17 protein-coding genes are annotated in these 19642 nt (G+C 67.5%); 3 read left to right on the top strand and 14 right to left on the bottom strand.

Features of this window, described 5'->3' with window-relative positions; all coding sequences use genetic code 11:
• Positions 1 to 40 precede the first annotated feature (40 nt).
• Entirely contained in the window at positions 41 to 2233 is a 2193-nt protein-coding gene (locus tag H0X95_RS12315) for a hypothetical protein (protein WP_059722626.1), read from the bottom strand.
• Positions 2234 to 2701: 468 nt separating this feature from the next.
• On the opposite strand from H0X95_RS12315, the gene H0X95_RS12310 reads away from it, so the two are divergent.
• Genes H0X95_RS12310 through H0X95_RS12300 form a run of 3 tightly spaced genes read left to right on the top strand, consistent with a single transcriptional unit; the run spans position 2702 to position 5800 of the window.
• Positions 2702 to 3766, top strand: a complete 1065-nt coding sequence (locus tag H0X95_RS12310; protein ID WP_006495941.1) for an acyltransferase family protein — start codon at positions 2702 to 2704, stop codon at positions 3764 to 3766.
• A gap of 35 nt (positions 3767 to 3801) precedes the next feature.
• Positions 3802 to 4848, top strand: coding sequence for a GDP-mannose 4,6-dehydratase (gmd, locus tag H0X95_RS12305; protein ID WP_006495942.1), 1047 nt, complete (start codon positions 3802 to 3804; stop codon positions 4846 to 4848).
• Complete coding sequence (locus H0X95_RS12300; RefSeq protein WP_059722624.1) at positions 4835 to 5800, top strand: NAD-dependent epimerase/dehydratase family protein; 966 nt, start codon at positions 4835 to 4837, stop codon at positions 5798 to 5800. The genes gmd and H0X95_RS12300 overlap by 14 nt, the downstream gene beginning before the upstream one ends.
• Positions 5801 to 5901: 101 nt before the next feature.
• On the opposite strand, the gene H0X95_RS12295 is transcribed toward H0X95_RS12300, so the two are convergent.
• The 13 genes from H0X95_RS12295 to H0X95_RS35950 form a co-directional block, all read right to left on the bottom strand.
• The gene (locus tag H0X95_RS12295; RefSeq protein WP_006491257.1) at positions 5902 to 7092 is read right to left on the bottom strand and encodes an O-succinylhomoserine sulfhydrylase; all 1191 of its coding nucleotides are present in this window, start codon (positions 7090 to 7092) and stop codon (positions 5902 to 5904) included.
• Positions 7093 to 7351: 259 nt separating this feature from the next.
• The gene (gene purF, locus H0X95_RS12290; RefSeq protein ID WP_006495945.1) at positions 7352 to 8884 is read right to left on the bottom strand and encodes an amidophosphoribosyltransferase; all 1533 of its coding nucleotides are present in this window, start codon (positions 8882 to 8884) and stop codon (positions 7352 to 7354) included.
• 51 nt (positions 8885 to 8935) lie between these two features.
• Positions 8936 to 9430: a CvpA family protein gene (locus H0X95_RS12285; RefSeq protein WP_006491262.1), complete on the bottom strand. Its 495-nt coding sequence runs from the start codon at positions 9428 to 9430 to the stop codon at positions 8936 to 8938.
• Between the two features lie 7 nt (positions 9431 to 9437).
• The gene (locus H0X95_RS12280) at positions 9438 to 10274 is read right to left on the bottom strand and encodes an SPOR domain-containing protein (protein ID WP_034178306.1); all 837 of its coding nucleotides are present in this window, start codon (positions 10272 to 10274) and stop codon (positions 9438 to 9440) included.
• 29 nt (positions 10275 to 10303) lie between these two features.
• On the bottom strand, positions 10304 to 11614 hold the full coding sequence (gene folC, locus H0X95_RS12275; RefSeq protein WP_059722622.1) for a bifunctional tetrahydrofolate synthase/dihydrofolate synthase: 1311 nt from the start codon (positions 11612 to 11614) through the stop codon (positions 10304 to 10306).
• A gap of 99 nt (positions 11615 to 11713) precedes the next feature.
• Complete coding sequence (gene accD, locus H0X95_RS12270; protein ID WP_006484412.1) at positions 11714 to 12586, bottom strand: acetyl-CoA carboxylase, carboxyltransferase subunit beta; 873 nt, start codon at positions 12584 to 12586, stop codon at positions 11714 to 11716.
• Between the two features lie 62 nt (positions 12587 to 12648).
• Positions 12649 to 13464, bottom strand: coding sequence for a tryptophan synthase subunit alpha (gene trpA, locus H0X95_RS12265; RefSeq protein WP_059722620.1), 816 nt, complete (start codon positions 13462 to 13464; stop codon positions 12649 to 12651).
• 95 nt (positions 13465 to 13559) lie between these two features.
• The gene (locus H0X95_RS12260) at positions 13560 to 14411 is read right to left on the bottom strand and encodes a DNA-methyltransferase (RefSeq protein ID WP_006484405.1); all 852 of its coding nucleotides are present in this window, start codon (positions 14409 to 14411) and stop codon (positions 13560 to 13562) included.
• 9 nt (positions 14412 to 14420) lie between these two features.
• Positions 14421 to 15614, bottom strand: a complete 1194-nt coding sequence (trpB, locus tag H0X95_RS12255; RefSeq protein WP_006484413.1) for a tryptophan synthase subunit beta — start codon at positions 15612 to 15614, stop codon at positions 14421 to 14423.
• Positions 15615 to 15668: 54 nt separating this feature from the next.
• On the bottom strand, positions 15669 to 16370 hold the full coding sequence (locus H0X95_RS12250; RefSeq protein ID WP_034202598.1) for a phosphoribosylanthranilate isomerase: 702 nt from the start codon (positions 16368 to 16370) through the stop codon (positions 15669 to 15671).
• Entirely contained in the window at positions 16367 to 17179 is an 813-nt protein-coding gene (truA, locus tag H0X95_RS12245) for a tRNA pseudouridine(38-40) synthase TruA (RefSeq protein WP_059722619.1), read from the bottom strand. Before truA ends, H0X95_RS12250 begins: the two co-directional genes overlap by 4 nt.
• The gene (locus tag H0X95_RS12240; RefSeq protein ID WP_058902906.1) at positions 17179 to 19299 is read right to left on the bottom strand and encodes a FimV/HubP family polar landmark protein; all 2121 of its coding nucleotides are present in this window, start codon (positions 19297 to 19299) and stop codon (positions 17179 to 17181) included. Before H0X95_RS12240 ends, truA begins: the two co-directional genes overlap by 1 nt.
• A gap of 138 nt (positions 19300 to 19437) precedes the next feature.
• On the bottom strand, positions 19438 to 19642 hold a 205-nt coding region (locus H0X95_RS35950), incomplete at its 5' end, for a hypothetical protein (protein WP_230878197.1).

The raw sequence follows: 19642 nt of genomic DNA, 5'->3' as shown, positions 1-19642 counted from the left end.
GCTTGAGCCTTGAGTGACGTCGACGACGGCGCGCCGCCCGTCACGGTTTCCAGCGATACATCAGCACCTTGCCGCGCGCGTCTTCCTCGACGAACACCAGGTACTCGCCGTTCTCGCGCCGGAACGCGCTGATGCCGAACGGCACGTCGACCCAGCCGGACGCCTTGCCGACCTCGGCGCCCGGGCTCATCACGCCGACTTCCTTGCCGGTTTCCTTGTCGTACACGTGGATCTTGCCGACCGGCTCCACCGTGAAAAGGTAGCGCCCCTCGACCGTGATCCCGATCAGGTCGAAGATCGGCTTCGCGTCGAGCTTCCACGGCAGCGCCACCTGGTAGCGCGCGACTGGCGAGCCCGTCGACCACTTGTCGAAGCGGATCAGCACGCGCCCGACTTCCTTGTTGATGCCCGGCTGCGGCGGCGCGTCGGCGGTGTAGCCGGTCACGTACAGCGTGTCGGTCTGTGGCTCGTAGATCGCGCGGCGCAGCTGCGTGAACGGCTGCGGCATCGGGTAGGTGGTCACCTTGTCGTACGAATAGATCGGGTTGCCGGCCTTGTCGACGCCGCCGTACTGGAAACGGTGGATGCCGCGCACGTCGCTCGTGCGCCAGATGTCGCCCTTCGTGTCGACCCACCAGCCCCAGCCGCCGGCCTTCGCCTTGCCCGTCGTGTTGAGCTCGGACTCGTCGGCATCGATCCGGCCGTTGCCGTTCGTGTCGCGCCACAGCCAGTCGCCGCCCGGCGGCTTGTTCGGCACCTTGTCGACCGGTCGCGCACGGCCCGCGATCAGGCCGGACGGAATCGCGACTTCGCCGTCGCGCTTCGCGTCGAAGCGGTAGATCTTCAGGTGATCCGCGTACATGTCGGTCAGGTACAGGAACGTGCGACCGTCCACGCGCCGCGCGATCGGCATGCCCGGATACTGGTCCGTGTGGAACACCGGGTCGTCCGGATACTTGAAGCGGTTCGACAGGAAGCCGACGTATTTCCAGTCCTGGCCCGGCGGCCTCGACAGGTCGAGCTCGAAACGCTTGTTGCCCGTGTACACGCTGTTCGGCCGTGCGGGATCGAGCCACGCGCCGTCGACGAACAGCAGCCCCTGCACCTGCCAGCGCAGCTTGCCGTCCGGCGTGTAGCTTTCCAGCACCGCGCCGAGCCCCGCGCCGATCGTGTCGTGGCGCGGCCCGATCCCGTTCATCGACACGTAGATGTTGCCGGCGCGGTCGACACCGACGCCCGTCAGCCCGTTGAAACGCTGCGGCCCCGGCCGACCCGGCACCGGGCCCGCGAAGATGCCGCCGCGTTCGCCGAGCGTGCCGGACGGCGCATAGCCGTTGCCGCCTTTCGAGAAGATCAGGATCTGCTGGCGCGGCCCGTTGTCCGCGATCAGCACGCGCCCTTTCGCGTCGACCGCCACGTCCACCGCGTCGGTGCCTTCCGGCAGCGCCGGCGCGTCGTCGAGCTTGCGGCCGTCGGCCCGCACGTGCACGAGATGCGCGGGCCCGCCCAGCGTATCGGTCAGCAGCCACAGCGAGCCGTCGCCCGCGAGCGCGATGCGGCCCGGCTCGTGCGCGCTCCACGTGCCCTTCTGCTGCATCGTCTCCGCGTCATAGACATCCACCACGTCGCGCGACGGATTGGTCGCGAACAGCGTCTTGTCGTCGGCCGCGAGGCCGCCCACTTCGGCCTTCGCCTCGCCGACTTCCGAGCGCGCGGGCGCCGGCACCTCGTTCATCATCATGAAGCTGGCGGCCATCCGTGCGCGGCCGGCGTCGGCGCGGCCGCCCGGCGCGACCTGCGGCGCCGCGCGAAACGGCGCGGGCTGCTTCATGTCGCCGATCGTGCGTCGCGAGATGCCGAACCATTGCTTGCCCTTGTCCGGCCAGATGCCGGGCGCCTGCAAGTGGCCGCGCTCGTTGCCGACGCCGATCGCGACATACGCGTACTTGCTGTTCACCGCGATCGCGTTGCCGCCGAGATTGCCCCAGCCGTGCGTGCCGCCGGCGAAGCCGAGCATCTTCCCGTCCTGGTAGACGCTCGCCTCGGCGCCGCTCTCGTCCCACGGCGCATTCGTATACACCTTGCCCTCGGGCGTCACCGCGATCGCGCGGATGTCGATCTGCGTCCATGAGCCGTCGCCATAGCCGAACGTGTTGCCGATCCACGACGTCGTCGCGGGCAACACCGTTTCGGCCGGCACGGCGCTCGTCAGCAGCGCCGCGCATACCGTCATGCCAACCAGAATCAGACGTCGCAATGCGCTTCTCCAGACTTGATGCAACAGCGACCGGCGCCGCCACGGAGTGCCGCGGATGCGCGCTGTCGCTAAATGGGTTTCAAACGTCGCGATGCAGGTTACAAGCAAAAATAATCACAAGAAATTTGGAAATATTTGGGGATGTTTCCGCGTGAAATATCGAACCGGAACAGCGAGTAAATGGCGCGCGGAAACGGCAATAACGACCGCCTTTCCCGCGCCACCACGTAGAAAATTCCGCCCCGCACCGCCCATCGGGCCCGCCCGGGCGCCAACCTTTCATCTCGCGATCGCAATAATCGGCATTTGAATATTTGTCGCCAGATAAATGACGCGCGTTTTTTTACCGATTTCTTTTCCCTAGAATCGATTTCGATTCCATATTCCATTAAAAGGCATGCAATACGTACACGCATTGGATGCGGGTCGTGAAGGAGCCGCGCGATGACGGCCCTGGCACGCCCCGCCGACCTCGCCCCGCCGCAACACGGCCGCATCGTGCAGCTCGACGGGCTGCGCGCGATCGCGGTGGGCGCCGTGTTCCTGCAGCACGCGCTGAAGGCGCCGCTGTGGATGGGTGTCGATCTGTTCTTCGTGCTGAGCGGCCTGCTGATCACCGGCATCCTGCTCGATCGCAAGGCGCGCGGGCAGTCGTACTTCAGCCACTTCTATGCGCGCCGCGTGCGCCGCATCCTGCCGCCGTACGTGCTGCTGCTGGTGGTGTCGACGCTGCTGTTCGGCGCGAGCTGGCTGCCGCATTGGCCGTGGTTCGCGTTTTTCTCGACCAATATCGGGCTGTCGCTCGGCAGCATCGGCCATGACAGCCTGAACGTGCTGTGGTCGCTCGCGGTCGAGGAGCAGTTCTACATCTTCTGGCCGTTCGTCGTGCTGTGGTGCTCGGAGCGCGCGCTGCTGTGGGTCGCCGCCGCGCTGATCGTCGCGGCGCCGGTGCTGCGCGCGATCGCGACGCCGTGGTTCGATTCGTTCTGGCCGATCTACTACCTGACGCCGTTCCGGATGGACCTGCTCGCGGCCGGCGCGTTGCTCGCGATCGTGCTGCGCCGCGACCGGCGCGCGCTCGAGCCGTTCTACCCGCTCGCGATCGTCGGCGCGCTCGTGTCGCTCGCGATCCTCGGCTGGCTGCACCTGTCGTTCCCGCGCTTTCGCGCCGCGAACACGCCGATGTCGAATGCGGCGCTCTACAGCATCTCGCTGCTGCTGTGCACGTCGATCGTCGTGATCGCGCTGCGCGGCCGCGGCCTCGTGCAGCGTGTGCTGACGAACCCGATGCTCGTCTACGTCGGCACCGTCAGCTACACCGTCTACCTGATCCACCTGAGCGTGCTGTACGCGCTGTGGCCGCTGCATCTGAACCGCTTCGTCACGGCCGCGCTCGCGCTGGCGATCACGCTCGCGTACGCGACCCTGAGCTGGTACGGCTTCGAACGGCGCCTGACGCGCGGGCCCGCGCGCCGCGCGGTGCCGGCCGCCGCCGGCACGACCGCCTGAATTTCATCATCCATTGCTTCTACCAGGACAACGCCATGAGCCAAACTCGTAAAAAGGCCATCATCACCGGAATTTCGGGGCAAGACGGTGCGTACCTGACCAAACTGCTGCTCGACAAGGGCTACGAGGTCACCGGCACCTATCGCCGCACCAGCTCGGTGAACTTCTGGCGTATCGCCGAACTGGGCGTCGACACGCATCCGAACCTGACGCTCGTCGAGCACGACCTCACCGACGCGGGCTCGAGCCTGCGCCTGCTCGAACGCACGCAGCCGGACGAACTCTACAACCTGGCCGCGCAGAGCTTCGTCGGCGTGTCGTTCGACCAGCCGGCGACGACCGCCGAAGTGACCGGCATCGGTCCGCTGAACCTGCTCGAGGCGATTCGCGTCGTGAGCCCGAAGACGCGCTTCTACCAGGCGTCGACGTCCGAGATGTTCGGCAAGGTGCAGGCCATTCCGCAAACGGAAACCACCGCGTTCTACCCGCGCAGCCCGTACGGGGTCGCGAAGCTGTACGCGCACTGGATGACCGTGAACTACCGCGAATCGTATGGCCTGTTCGGCAGCAGCGGGATCCTGTTCAACCACGAATCGCCGCTGCGCGGCCGCGAATTCGTCACGCGCAAGATCACGGACACCGTTGCGAAGATCCGGCTCGGCAAGGCGACCAAGCTCGAGCTCGGCAATCTCGACGCGAAACGCGACTGGGGCTTCGCGCTCGAATACGTCGAAGGCATGTGGCGCATGCTGCAGGCCGACGAGCCCGACACCTACGTGCTCGCGACCAATCGCACCGAAACCGTGCGCGACTTCGTGCGGATGGCGTTCGCGGCGGCCGGCTACCAGATCGAATGGACCGGCAAGGGCGAGCAGGAGCGCGGCCTCGACGCATCGACCGGCAACGTGCTCGTCGAAGTGAACCCGAAGTTCTACCGCCCGGCCGAAGTCGACCTGCTGATCGGCTGCGCGGACAAGGCGAAAAGCAAACTGGGCTGGGCACCCAGGACGACGCTCGAACAACTTTGCCAGATGATGGTCGAAGCGGATTTGACGCGGAACCAACACCATGACACGTTCTGAAACCGGACGTCCGTCGCGCCGTGCATTCGTCACGGGCCTGACGGGCTTCACCGGTCGCTACATGGCCGAACGCCTGCAGGCGGCCGGCTATGACGTCTGGGGCACGGTCGCGCCCGGCACGCCCCGCCCCGCCGATCCGGCGTTCGCGCAGTGCACGCTGCTGCCCGTCGACCTGCTCGACGCCGAGGCCATGCGCGCGGCTGCGGCCGATGCACGCCCCGACGCAGTCGTGCATCTCGCCGCGCGTGCGCATGTCGCACAGGACGAGCCATCGCAGACCTACGCGGTCAACATCGTCGGCACGCGCAACCTGCTGGCTGCCCTCTCCGGCCTCGACCGCCGTCCGTCGGCCGTGCTGCTGGCCAGCAGCGCGAACATCTACGGCAACTCGACGGCCGGCGTGCTCGACGAAACCGTCGCGCCTGCGCCGGCGAACGACTACGCGGTCAGCAAACTCGCGATGGAATATGCGGCGAAGCTATGGGCCGACCGGCTGCCGATCGTGATCGCCCGGCCGTTCAACTACACGGGCGTCGGCCAGAGCGATGCCTATCTGCTGCCGAAGCTCGTCGCGCACTATGCGCGCAACGCACCGCGGATCTCGCTCGGCAATCTCGACGTGAGCCGCGATTTCTCCGACGTGCGCGACGTGACGGCCGCCTATCTGAAGCTCATCGAAGCCGCACCGGCAGGCGAGACGTTCAACGTCTGCTCGGAGCGCGCGTATTCACTGAAGGAAGTGCTGGCGATGCTGTCGCGCATCGCCGGTTACGTGATCGACGTGACGATCGATCCACGCTTCGTGCGACACAACGAAGTGAAAAGCCTGAGCGGGTCGCGCGACAAGCTGCGGCGTGCGGTCGGCGAATTGCCGGTCACGCCGCTCGACGAAACGCTGCGATGGATGGTGGACGCGATGCGTGCTGCACCGCCCGGCCACGCCGCTGACTGAACGGGACGACACGCACGCAACGGCATGCGCCGAAACGACGACGGGCCGCTCTCACGAGCGGCCCGTTTTCATTGATGCCGGTCCGAAAACCGCTGCGTCACTCAGCCGTCCAGGCCGCGCGCCAAATCGTTGCGAATGTCGCCCGCATGCTCGAGGCCGACCGCCAGGCGGATCAGCCCCTCGGTGATCCCCGCCGCGGCGCGCGCTTCCGGCGTGATGCGGCCGTGCGTCGTGGTCGCCGGATGCGTGATCGTCGTGCGCGTGTCGCCGAGGTTGCCGGTGATCGACACCAGCTTCGTGCCGTCGATCACGCGCCATGCGTTCGCGCGCTGCTGCTCGGGCGTGTCGCCCTTCAGCTCGAACGACACGATCGCGCCGCCCGCCTTCTGCTGGCGCTTCGCGAGTTCATGCTGCGGATGCGATTCGAGCCCCGGATAGAACACGCGCGCGACGGCCGGATGCGCGTCGAGCCAGCGCGCGATCTCCAGCGCGTTCGCCGATTGCTTCTCGACGCGCAGCGACAGCGTCTCCATCCCCTTCAGCAGCACCCACGCGTTGAACGCCGACAGCGTCGGGCCCGCGCTGCGCACGAACGGGAACACCTTGCCCATGATGAATTCCTTCGAGCCGACCAGCGCGCCGCCGAGCACGCGGCCCTGACCGTCGAGGAATTTCGTCGCCGAATGCATCACGACATCCGCGCCGAGCTTCAGCGGCTGCTGCAGCACCGGGCTGCAGAAACAGTTGTCGACGACGAACAGCGCGTTCGCGGCCTTCGCGATCTTGCCGATCGCCTCGATGTCGGCGAGTTCGGTCAACGGGTTCGACGGCGTCTCGAGGAAGAACATCTTCGTTTCCGGCCGCACGGCTTCCTGCCATGCGTTCAAGTCCGTCGGGTCGACGAAGGTCGTCGTGATCCCGAACTTGCTGAAGATCTGCGAGAACATCCCGAGCGTCGAGCCGAACAGGCTGCGCGAGCTGACGAGATGGTCGCCCGCCTGCAGCGCGGACATCACGACCGACATGATCGCGGCCATGCCCGACGCCGTCGCGATGCACGCCTCGCCGCCCTCGAGCGCCGCGAGACGCTCCTGGAACATGGTGACGGTCGGATTCGTGAAGCGCGAGTAGGTGAAATAGTCTTCCGAATTCGCGAAGCGCTCGGCCGCGTCGGCCGCGCTCGAGAAGCAGAAGCTCGACGTGAGGAACAGCGCTTCCGAATGCTCGTTGAAGTCGCTGCGCTGCGTGCCCGCGCGCACGGCAAGCGTGTCGAAGTTGAGGGAGTCGTCCATGTTCCGTTTTCCGTATTCGATGGCCGCGCCGACGGTCGTTCATGAGGCGCGGACCCGGTCAAAACCCAGGCCAAAAACAAAAAGCCCGCTATGCGTCGGCATCAGCGGGCTTCGGTGCGGTACGACAGCGATCGACTCGGGCCGGCTGCCGCCGGCCTTCGCTTTAGCTGTTTTGGGAAGTTGCCCCGCGTCCGCAAGCTGATATCAAATCGACGCAAGGCCACATCCTATCACGCCTCGATCGAAGCGTGCGCCGGCGTTACTCGACCGACAGCTGCAGGTTCATCTGCGAACGCTCGGTATCGCCGGCCGTATCGCGATCGGCCTGCGACGCCGGCGTGAGGCGCGCGCGCTCGATCGCATCGAGATACTCGGGCGTCACGTCGCCGGTGATGTAGTTGCCGTCGAAACACGACGCCTCGAAGCGCTCGAGCTTCGGGTTGATGTCGCGCACCGCGCGGCGCAGATCGTCGACGTCCTGATAGATCAGGTGGTCGGCGCCGATGATCTTCGCGACTTCCTCGTCGGTGCGGCCGTGCGCGACGAGCTCGCCACGCGTCGGCATGTCGATGCCGTACACGTTCGGGAACTTCACGGGCGGCGCCGCCGACGCGAAGATCACCGACTTCGCGCCCGCATCGCGCGCCATCTGCACGATTTCATGCGAGGTCGTGCCGCGCACGATCGAATCGTCGACGATCAGCACGTGCTTGTCCTTGAACTCGATGCTCATCGCGTTGAGCTTCTGGCGCACCGACTTCTTGCGCACGGCCTGCCCCGGCATGATGAAGGTCCGGCCGACGTAGCGGTTCTTGAAGAAGCCTTCGCGATACTCGACGCCGAGCTTCGCGGCGACCTGCATCGCGGCCGGGCGCGACGAATCGGGAATCGGCATCACGACGTCGATCGGCACGTTTGGCAGCTCGCGCTTGATCTTCTCGGCGAGATAGTCGCCCATGCGCAGGCGCACGTTGTAGACCGGCACGCCGTCGAGACACGAATCCGGACGGGCCAGATACACGTATTCGAACATGCACGGATTCAGCGTCGGGTTCTCCGCACACTGCTGGCTGTGGAAGTTGCCGGCCTTGTCGATGAAGATCGCTTCGCCCGGCTCCAGGTCACGCACGAATTCGAAACCGATGCCTTCGACCGCCACCGACTCCGACGCGACCATCCATTCGGTGCCGTGTTCGGTTTCGAGCTTGCCGATGCAGAGCGGACGGATGCCGAACGGGTCGCGGAACGCGAGCAGGCCGTAGCCGGCGATCAGCGACACGATCGCGTACGAACCCTGCAGGCGGCGATGCACGCCCGACACCGCCTTGAACACCGACGCCGGATCGAGCTCGAGGCCCGTGGTCGACAGTTGCAGCTCGTGCGCGAACACGTTGAGCAGCACTTCGCTGTCGGAATTGGTGTTGATGTGCCGGCGGTCGATCCGGAACATCTCGTCCTTCAGTTGCTGCCAGTTCGTCAGGTTGCCGTTGTGCGCGAGGATGATCCCGAACGGCGCGTTCACGTAGAACGGCTGCGCCTCGGCCTCGCTCGACGCCGAGCCGGCCGTCGGGTAGCGCACCTGGCCGATGCCGTAGGTGCCGGGCAGGCTGCGCATGTTGCGCGTGCGGAACACGTCGCGCACCATGCCGTTCGCCTTGTACATGTGGAAATTGCTGCCGTCCGCCGTCGCGATGCCCGCCGCGTCCTGACCGCGATGCTGCAGCAGCAGCAGGCTGTCATAGATCAGCTGATTGACCGGGGATTGGGAGATAACACCTACGATGCCGCACATGGCATGTCCTTCAGAATGACAAAATCGGTTCCGTCCTGCCCGGCCGCGTCGTCACACGCGTACGTACTGGGCCATGCCGTCGGGCAGGAGCTGCTTCAGCTCGTGCACGCCCTGTTCGGCAAAAGGACGCAATAGCGCATTGCGCCAGAAATCCTGTTTGGGCAGTTCGGTCAGCCCGGCCGCCGCGACCAGCAGCACCACCAGCACGCAGCCGCGGACGAGCCCGAACATCATGCCCAGCGAGCGGTCGACGCCGCCCAGGCCACTCGCCTGCGCGATCCGCGACAGCAGCGCGTTCGCCACGCCGGCGACCAGCACGACGCCGATCACGACTAACGCGAAGGCGATCACCCACTGCGTCAGCGCGCCGCCCGGCCAGTTCGCCGGGATGTACGGCACGACCAGCCCGACGTAGCGGCCCGCGATCACGATCGCCGCGATCCAGCCGATCAGCCCGAAAATCTCGGACACGAAGCCGCGCCATGCGCCGCGCAGCGCCGACAACACGATCACCGCCAATACAGCGTAGTCGAAAGCCGTCAGCATCGTGGCATTACTGCGTCAGACCGGCTTCGCGCACCTTCGCGATCGCGGCGGAAGCCGCCGATCGATCCGCGAACGGGCCGGCACGCAACAGTGTAGCCGTGCTGCCGTCCGCCTGCTTGCGATGCTCGACATATGCGGGCACACCCGCCGATTTCAATTTGGTCGCCCACGAACGGGCCGTCGCGTCGTCCTTGAACGAGCCGAGCTGCACCGCGAAGCGCGCACCGGCCGGCGATGCCGGCGACGATGCGTCGCCGCTGTCCGGGCTCGCGGCGCCTGCATTCGCGACGGTTGCGGGCGCAGGCTTCGGCGCGGCCGGTTTCGCCGCGGGGGCGGCCGGCTTCGGCGCGGGCTTCGGCGGCGTCACGCTCGCCGTGGTGGTCGTATCGGGTTTCGCGGCCGGCTTGGCGGCATCCTTCGGCGCAGGGGCCGGTGCGGCCGCAACGGTCGTGTCGGATGCCGGCGGTTCGTCGTGGGCGACGCCCGCCTGCACGTCGGACACATCGTCGTCGCGCGGCGCGACCGCCTGGTGCGCGGGCCGGTTCGGGATGTCGATCGCGATGTCGTCCGTGACCGGCTTCGGGTGCGAGTCGAGCACCATCGGCAGCACGATCACCGCGGCCACGACGAGCGCGATCGCGCCGACGAGGCGCCGGCGTGCGCGTTGCTTTTCTGGAAGGGTCGGATCGAGGAGCAGTGCGTCCGATTCCGGACGCTCGGTGCGGCGCGGGCGCCGCTCGACGCGTTCAGTGCGCTCCGTGCGCACGTTCCGGGAAGCCCCGGTGCGACCGCCGCGCCGCGGGGGCGCGTCGTCGTCTTTTTTGCCGAACGAGAAAATTCCCATGAATGGCTGAGTCCGAAACTGCCCGTCAGTCAGTGTTGCTGCGATTTACGGTAGGCCAGCACGCCGGCAACCGTATGGAAACTGCCGAAAACCACGATTCTATCATTCTCGGATGCTCTTTTTAGTGCATCGCGAAACGCTTCCGCAGGCGACGCGTAGCGCGTCACGCTCGAATCGGGCCCCTCCTCCACGCCAGCCTTGCGCAGCGCGGCTTCGAGCTGCTCCGCGGAGGCCGCGCGCGGCAGCGGCAGGTCGGTCACGCACCAGTGGTCGATCTCGCCCTTCAGGTGCTGCAGCACGCCGTCGATGTCCTTGTCGTGCATCGCGCCGAACACCGCGTACGTGTACGGGAAGAAGCCCATGTTGCCGAGGTTCTGCTCGAGCACGGCCGACGCATGCGGGTTGTGCGCGACGTCGAGCACGATCGCCGGCTTGCCGGGCAGCACCTGGAAGCGCCCCGGCAGCTCGACGTTCGCCAGCCCGAGCCGGATGTCCTGCGCGGACACCGGCAGCACCGGACGCAGCGCCTCGAGCGCGGCGAGCGCGGCCGACGCATTGATCAGCTGATTCGCGCCACGCAGCGCCGGATACGCGAGCGCCGGATAGCGCTTCTCGCGGCCGAGGTAGCTCCATTGCTGGCGCTCGGCGCCCGCTTGCGCCTCGTAGCGGAAATCGCGACCGACGAGCCACAGATCGGCGCCGATCGCTTCGGCGTGGTCGATCAGCGTCTGCGGCGCGGCCGGATCGCCGCAGATCGCCGGCTTGCCGGCGCGGAAGATCCCGGCCTTCTCGAACGCGATCTTCTCGCGCGTGTCGCCAAGGTATTCGGTATGGTCGATGTCGATGCTCGTGACGATCGCACAATCGGTATCGATGATGTTGACCGCGTCGAGCCGGCCGCCGAGGCCGACTTCGAGGATCACCGCGTCGAGCCCGCGCGCCGCGAACAGATGCAGGATCGCGAGCGTCGTGAATTCGAAATACGTGAGCGATACGGGCTCGGCCAGCGACGTGCGCGCGGCTTCGACGGCCTCGAAGTGCGGCAGCAGTTCGTCATCGGTCACGTTCCGTCCGTTCACGCGCGCGCGCTCGTTGAATTCGAGCAGGTGCGGCGACGTGTGGCAGCCGACCTTGTAGCCCGCGCGCACGAGGATCGTCTCGAGGAATGCGCAGGTCGAGCCCTTGCCGTTCGTGCCGCCGACGGTGATCACCGGGCACGCGAATTCGAGCTGCAGCGCCGCCTTGACCTGCCCGATGCGGGTCAGGCCCATGTCGATGCCGACCGGGTGCGCGCGTTCGAGATGCGAAAGCCACGCGTCGAGAGTGGGAAAAGTGCTCATCGGATCAAATCTGGATCGGTACCGCCACTACGCCAAAAAACGAAGCGCGCCGCCTGACGCTGGAGCCAGGCGACGCGCGGAGTCACAACCTTGCGCCGGTCAGGCCAGCGCGTCGGCCGGCTGTCGCTGCAGCAGCGCGAGCAACTGCGCGATCTCGTCGCGCATCTTGCGACGATCGACGATCATGTCGATCGCGCCGGTCTTCAGCAGGAATTCGGCGCGCTGGAAACCTTCCGGCAGTTTCTCGCGGACCGTCTGCTCGATCACGCGCGGGCCGGCGAAGCCGATCAGCGCCTTCGGCTCGGCGATCACGACGTCGCCGAGGAATGCGAAGCTCGCCGACACGCCACCCATCGTCGGGTCGGTCAGCACCGAGATGAACGGCAGCTTCGCCTCGGCGAGCTTGGTCAGCATCGCGGTGGTCTTGGCCATCTGCATCAGCGACAGCAGGCTTTCCTGCATCCGCGCGCCGCCCGATGCGGTGAAGCAGATGAACGGCACGTGCTGCTCCAGCGCGTTCTGCGCGCCGCGCGCGAAGCGTTCGCCGACGACCGAGCCCATCGAGCCGCCCATGAACGAGAACTCGAAACAGGCCGCGACGACGGGCAGCGTGTGGATCGCCCCGCCCATCACGACCATCGCGTCGGTCTCGCCGGTTTCGTCCATCGCTTCCTTCAGACGATCGGGGTACTTGCGGCTGTCCTTGAACTTCAGCGTGTCGACCGGCACGATTTCCTGGCCGATTTCATAGCGGCCTTCCGGATCGAGCAGCCCGTCGAGGCGCTCGCGTGCACCGATGCGCATGTGGTGATCGCACTTCGGGCACACGTGCAGGTTCGCGTCCACGTCGTTGCGATAGAGAACGGCCTCGCAGGACGGGCACTTGACCCACAGGCCTTCCGGAATGCCCTTGCGGCTTTTCGGGTCGGTCTGCTTGATCTTCGGCGGCAACAGTTTGTCGAGCCAGCTCATCGTATGGTTTCCTGTTCCGTGGCGGGGCGGGCCGACCGGCCCGTTCCCGCTTCCTGTTGTGTTTATCGCGCCGTCTTGCCCGCGCCGTCCAGCGCGGCACGCAGCTCGGCAATGAAAGTCTTCAGCGCGGCGGCGGCGCCTTCCGGCGCGGCGCTCTCGAGCAGCTGCACCAGGCGGCTGCCGATCACGACGGCATCCGACACTTCGGCCACCGCGCGCGCCGTTTCGGCGTCGCGGATACCGAAGCCGACGCCCACCGGAACCGGCACGCGCGACTTGATGGCCGGGATTTTACCTGCAATGCTCGAAACATCCAGATTTCCCGCGCCGGTCACGCCCTTGAGCGACACGTAATACACGTAGCCGCTCGCGATCTTGCCGACGTCGGCAATGCGCTCGTCGGTCGACGTGGGCGCCAGCAGGAAGATCGGATCGATCTGCGCGGCGCGCATTTTCTCGGCGAAAACACCGGCCTCTTCCGGCGGATAGTCGACCACCAGCACGCCGTCGACGCCGGCCGCGTGCGCTTCGGCCGCGAACGCGTCGACACCCATCCGTTCGATCGGGTTCGCATAGCCCATCAGCACGACGGGGGTTTGGGGGTCGGTTTCGCGGAAACGCTTCACGTCGGCGAGCACGCTCTTCAACGTGACGCCGCGCGCGAGCGCGCGTTCCGACGAGCGCTGAATCACCGGGCCGTCGGCCATCGGGTCCGAGAACGGCACGCCGAGCTCGATCACGTCCGCGCCGCCTGCGGCGAGCGCGTGCATGAATTCGACGGTTTTCGCGGGATCGGGGTCGCCGGCCGTGATGAACGGGATCAGGCCCTTACGGCCTTGTTCGGCGAGCGCGGCGAAGGTCTGCTGAATACGGGACATGGCAATTTTCCTGTGTCGATCCGGAACTGGCGCTTCAGCGCTTGCTCCGGTCTCATACGATGTATGCGTTGCGTTCGGCGACGCGGCGGCGCGACTCACGCGCACGCCGGCGCGGCGAGCGCGCTCACGCGCTCGTGCGCGATCGCACAATAGCTTTCGTTGATCTCGTAGCCGACGAAGTCGCGCCCCTGCCGTGCGCAGGCCACCGCGGTCGTGCCGCTGCCCATGAACGGATCGAGCACGCGGCCGCCCGGCGGGCAGCTTGCGAGCACCATCCGCTCGATGATTTCCAGCGGCTTCTGGGTCGGATGATCGACGCGCTCCGCGTGCTGCCGGTGCAGGCGCGAGACCGACCAGACGTCCTTCGGGTTGTAGCCCATCTCCAGCCACTTGCTGCCTTCGAACAGCTTGCGCGAGCGGGCCTTCTTCGTGTCGGCGTCGTACGGGATGCGGACCGGATCGAGATCGAAGTAATACGCTTTGGAAACCGCGAAAAAGCCGATGTTGTCGTGCACCGACGTGAAACGGCGCGTCGTGCCGCCCATGCTCGGCACGCGCCGGTCCCAGATGATCTCGTTGACCATCGTGAGTTTCGTCTTCAGGAAACTGAAGATTTCCGGCGCGTACTGCCACGTGCAGAAGATGTACATCGACCCGCTCGGCTTCAGCTTCGGAATCGCGAGGTCGAGCCACTCGCGCGTCCACGCGAGGAAGTCGTCGCCCGAACGCTTGTCCGAATCGTTGCCGTAGTCCTTGCCGAGCCCGTACGGCGGATCGGCGACGATCAGGTCGATCGACGCATCCGGCAGGTGCGCGGCGTGGGTCAGGAAATCGCGGTTGTGCAGCTCGATACCGGACGGCAGCGCGCGCGGCACGGCAGCGGCGGGCTGAACCGCCTCCGCCTCGCTCGCGGCGCCGCCGCCCGGCTCTTCGATCAGGTCACGCATCGGTCGGGGTCAGAGCTCGATGCCCGATCGCTCGGCGACCGTGTGCATGTCCTTGTCGCCGCGGCCCGACAGGTTGACGAGCAGGATCTTGTCCTTCGGCAACGTCGGCGCGAGCTTCACGCCATACGCGATCGCGTGGCTCGACTCGAGCGCGGGAATGATCCCCTCGATCCGGCAGCAGTCGTGGAACGCCTTCAACGCCTCGTCGTCGCTGATCGGCACGTACTGCGCGCGGCCGCTGTCCTTCAGCCATGCGTGCTCGGGGCCGACGCCCGGATAGTCGAGGCCCGCCGACACCGAATGCGTCTCGATGATCTGGCCGTTGTCGTCCTGCAGCAGGTACGTGCGGTTGCCGTGCAGCACGCCCGGGCTGCCGGCGATCAGCGATGCCGCGTGATGGCCCGTATCGAGGCCGTCGCCGGCCGCTTCGACGCCGATCAGCTGCACCGAGGTATCGTCGATGTACGGATAGAAGATGCCCATCGCGTTCGACCCGCCGCCCACGCACGCAATCACCGCGTCCGGCTGCCGGCCAGCGAGCTCGGGCATCTGCACCTTGCACTCGTCGCCGATCACGCGCTGGAAGTCGCGCACCATCATCGGATACGGGTGCGGGCCCGCGACCGTGCCGATGATGTAGAACGTGCTTTCGATGTTCGTGACCCAGTCGCGCATCGCTTCGTTCAGCGCGTCCTTCAGCGTGCGCGAACCCGATTCGACCGGCACGACGGTCGCGCCGAGCAGCTTCATCCGGTAGACGTTGGCGGCCTGCCGGCGCACGTCCTCCGAGCCCATGTAGACGACGCACTCCATCCCGAAGCGCGCGCAGATCGTCGCGGTCGCGACGCCGTGCTGGCCGGCGCCGGTTTCCGCGATCACGCGCTTCTTGCCCATGCGCTTCGCGAGCAGCGCCTGGCCGATCACGTTGTTGATCTTGTGCGCGCCCGTGTGGTTCAGGTCTTCGCGCTTCAGGTAGATCTGCGCGCCGCCGAGCATCTCGCTCCAGCGCTGCGCGTGATAGATCGGCGACGGGCGGCCGACGAAATACTTCAGCTCGCGCTCGAATTCGGCGACGAAGTCGGGATCGTTCTGGAACTTTTCATACGCCGCGCGCAGTTCGTCCAGCGCGTGAATCAGCGTCTCGGCGACGAACACGCCGCCATACGGGCCGAAATGGCCGCGATCATCAGGAAGGTTGTACATGGTGTCTCTCTCGATCGGTCGGTGCGCCCGCTTTGGGGGTCGCACCGGCTTGCATCACCCGGCGTCCGCTGCGCGCACCGCGCGTACGAACGCCGCCATCCGGGCGTGATCCTTCACGCCCTTCGCGCCCTCCACTTCGATGCCACTCGAGACATCGACAGCAAACGGACGCAGCTGGCGGATCGCATCACCGACGTTTTGCGCGTTCAAGCCACCACTCAAAACGGCCCGACGCGCGAGCTCTGCGGGAATAAGAGACCAATCGAAGACCTTGCCGCTACCGCCGTAATCCGGCACCAGGGTGTCGAACAGGAGGCCGCGCGCTTTCGAATAATGAAGAGCCGATTCTACCAAATCGGCACGCTGCGTCGAGGGGCCGACGCGTACCGCGCGCAACCACGGCAGGCGTGCCGCGCGGCCAAGTGCGTCGCACTGCTCCGGCGTCTCGTCGCCGTGGAACTGCAGCACCGTGAGCGGCACGTCGCGCACGACGGCTTCGATCTCGGCTTCGGTCGCATTCACGAACAGCCCGACCACCGAGACGAACGGCGGCGCGAGGCTCGCCAGCTCGGCCGCCTGCGCGATCGACACCGCGCGCGGGCTCTTCGGGTAGAACACGAGGCCGATCGCATCGGCGCCGAGCGCCGCCGCGTGCAGCACGTCCTCGGGGCGCGACAGCCCGCACAGCTTGATGCGCGTGCGCGGCGCCAGGCCAGCCGCGGCGGAAGTCGAAGAAGACACGGCGTGCTCCGTCATGTTTGTGGGTCCAGATCCGCCCAGACGCTGCTCCACGGCACGCTGCCGAGCTGCGCGGGCGGGACGGCGAATTCCGCCGGGTAGCCGACGTGGGCGAGGTACAGCCCGTCGGCCATGAACGTGGGCGCCGCGAGATTGCGGTCGCGCCCGGCCAGCACGTCGGCGAGCCAGTCGGCCGGATAGCGGCCGCGCCCCACCGCGACGAGGCAGCCCATCAGGTTGCGCACCATGTGGTGCAGGAACGCGTTGGCGCGGAAGCGGAAATGGATGAAATGCCCCGCGCGCCGCACGTCGATCTGATACAGGTGTTTGACCGGCGTCTTCGACTGGCATTCCGACGACCGGAACGACGAAAAGTCGTGCTCGCCGATCAGGTGCGCGGCGGCGGCGCGCATCGCGTCGTCGTCGAGCGGCGTGTGGATCCAGCCCGCGCGCCCGGCCAGCATCGGCGAACGCACCGGATGCACGTACAGCGCGTAGTAATAGGTGCGCTCGAACGCCGAAAAGCGCGCATGGAACGTGTCCGGCATCGGTTTCGCCCACTGCACCGACACGGTCGGCGGAAGGAACGCGTTGGTGCCGCGCACCCACGAGAACACCTCGCGCTCGAGTTCCGTGTCGAAATGCACGACCTGCCCGAGCCCGTGCACGCCGGTGTCGGTCCGCCCCGCCACCGTCGTGTGCAGCGGCACCCGCGCGAACTCGGCCAGCGCATGTTCGAGCCGGTCCTGCACGGTCTTGCCGTGCGGCTGCGACTGCCAGCCGCAGAACGCCGCGCCGTCGTACTGGATGCCGAGCGCGATCCGCATCACGCCTCGTCCGCCAGTTTCGCGAGCAGCGCGCGCGCATCGTCGCGCGTCGCGGCGTCGTTCGCGTCGACCACTTCCTGCAGCAGCGTGCGTGCGCCGGACAGGTCGCCCAGTTCGACGTACTCCGCCGCGAGATCGAGCTTGTTGCGGGCGATGCGCGCGAGTTCGTCCGCGGTGAGCGCAGGCAGCGCGGCGCCCGGCGTGGACGGCAGGTCGAGATCGAAATCGAGCTTCAGCGCGCCGAACTGCGCGCCGCCGAGCGCCGGCAGCGACGACGTCGCGGGCGACTGGCCCGCGTGGCCGGCAGGCGTCGCGGCGTCCGGGTCCCAGTCGAACTCGTCGTCCTGGTCGGCCGGATGTTCCGGCGTCGTTTCACCCGAGCCAATCGGCGGGTGCTGGGCGGATTGACCGTTAGTTGCGATTTTATCGGCGTCGGGCTGCGCTGCCCGCGCCGCGCGTTCCTCCGGCGTCAACGACGGCTCGTCTGTCGCCCGCGGCGGCAACGGCATGTCGAGACTGTTGAGCGCGCTGATCGCGTTCTGCATCAGCGTCGCGTGCTGCGCTTCGGTGCTCGAAGGCGCGATGGACGCCGCGGGCGGCTCGGCCGGCTGATCGGCGGCGGTGTTTTTTTCCGCTGGCGCCGCCTCGTGCGGCGCCTCGGCCGAAACCGGAGTCGCGTCGTTCGCGGGCGACTCCGCCGCATGAGCAGACGGCAATTCGGGCGACTCGTCGCGCGGCGGCGCCGTCACTTCGGGTGCGGGCGAGGTGTCCGCTGCGGGCGGCTCGATGGTCTCCGCCGCCGCCGCAGTCGCCGCCGCGAGGTTCATGTCGGACGCCGCATCGCGCGCAACCGGCATCTCGGGCGTGATCGGCAGTTCGCGCTCGACGGACGGCGCGGCTTCCGCTTCCGCGGCACCGCCTGCCGCGGCCGTAGCCGTACCCGCATCGTCCGCGCGGCGCCCCTTGCGGCGCTTGCGCCACGCGAAGCCGGCCGCGAGCACGATCACGGCAGCGCCGGCCACGGCGGCCGGACGCCAATCCATCTGTTCGGGACGGCGTGCAGGTGTCGCGACGGGCGCGACCGGCTGCACGGACGCCGATGCCGGTTGCGGCGCGCTGGCTGCCACGCCCGACGCGGCTTCGCTTGCCGTCGATGCGGCGGCCGACACACCCGCGTCGTTCGCGGCCGGACGCGGCGCGGCGGGCACCGGAGCCGGCGCCGGCGCGACGCCGGTCGTCGTGGCCGGCTTGCCGATGCCGTGCTTCTGCAACTCCATCAGCACGCGATTCTTCAGCGCCAGCAATTGCTGCAGGCTCGACGGCCGCGGCTGCGACGCACTCACGGCGGGCGCTGCGCCGGCCGGTTCGTGCACGCCGGAAACCGGGCCGCCCGGCACCGCCTGCCCCGCGGCGTCGCTCGTGGCCGACGGCGCCGACTGGATCGCGCCGCTCCATACGTGCGGGCCGCTTGCCCCGGCCGTAGGCGCCGCCGGCTGCATGCCGTCGACAGCCGACGCGCCATGTGCGGCCGACGCCCCGTTCGAAGAGGCACCGCTCGAAGCCGATGCCGATGCCCCCGCCGCCGTCGCGGCACTCGCGCCGCTCACCGGCGTTGCATGCTGGGCAGGCGCCACCGGCGCGGACTGCACGGCCGAGCCGGCATGCGGCGCCGATGCGCCATGCTGCGCGATCGCCGCCGCGCCCGATGCGGCGGCGGGCGCGGAAGCGGCCGTCGTCCCGGAGGCAGCGGATGCGCCGGCCGGCGCGAGCGCCGCGCCGGTGGCGTCGAGCGCGGGCACCGTCAGCGTCGCGCCGACTTTCAGGCGGCTCGCGTCGCGCTTCATGAACGCCTGCGGATTGGCGTCGAACAGCGCACGGCCAGCGCGCGCGAGCACGCCCGGATCGTGCGATTGCGTGGCCGCTTTCGCGATGTCGTTCAGCGACTGGCCCGGCTGGACCGTCACGGTAAGCGGAGCGGCGGCGCCGGCAGCGGACGCCGGCAGTTCGCCGGCGCCGACTGCCCATGCCGATGCGGCTGCGCCGAGCGCCAGGATCGCCAGCGCGCCACGCACGGCACGCGACAGACGGGACTGACGCGGAAACAAGGAAATTCGGGACATCGTTGGCTCTATCGCCGCGCGCAGGCGCGGCTCGGATTCACGGTTGGAAGCGTCAATAAATGGCTGCAGAAATGCAAAAGCGTCGCGCGGAACGCGACGCTTTCGGCGGGTCTGTGCGTCGTAACCGCGTAGTTTACTTCACACGATCGGGTTCCGGCCGAATTCGTCGCCGGCAGGTGCAACCGGGCGCGGGGTAGGCGCTCGTGTCGCGCGGCCGGGGCCTGTCAGGAATTTTGTGTTTAAGGCATAACATGCTCCCAAGGAGAATTTATGCCTCGCAAACCGAAAGCCCAGCCGGCGGCTCTGCCGGCGATTCCGGCCGAGTTGCTTGAGCAGTTCGGCA

Origin of the sequence: Burkholderia sp. 9779_493 (genome assembly GCF_015712215.1) — a bacterium.
Lineage (GTDB): Bacteria > Pseudomonadota > Gammaproteobacteria > Burkholderiales > Burkholderiaceae > Burkholderia > Burkholderia cenocepacia.
The sequence above is the reverse complement of the archived record's forward strand: the minus strand, read 5'-3'. Positions and strand labels throughout refer to the sequence as shown.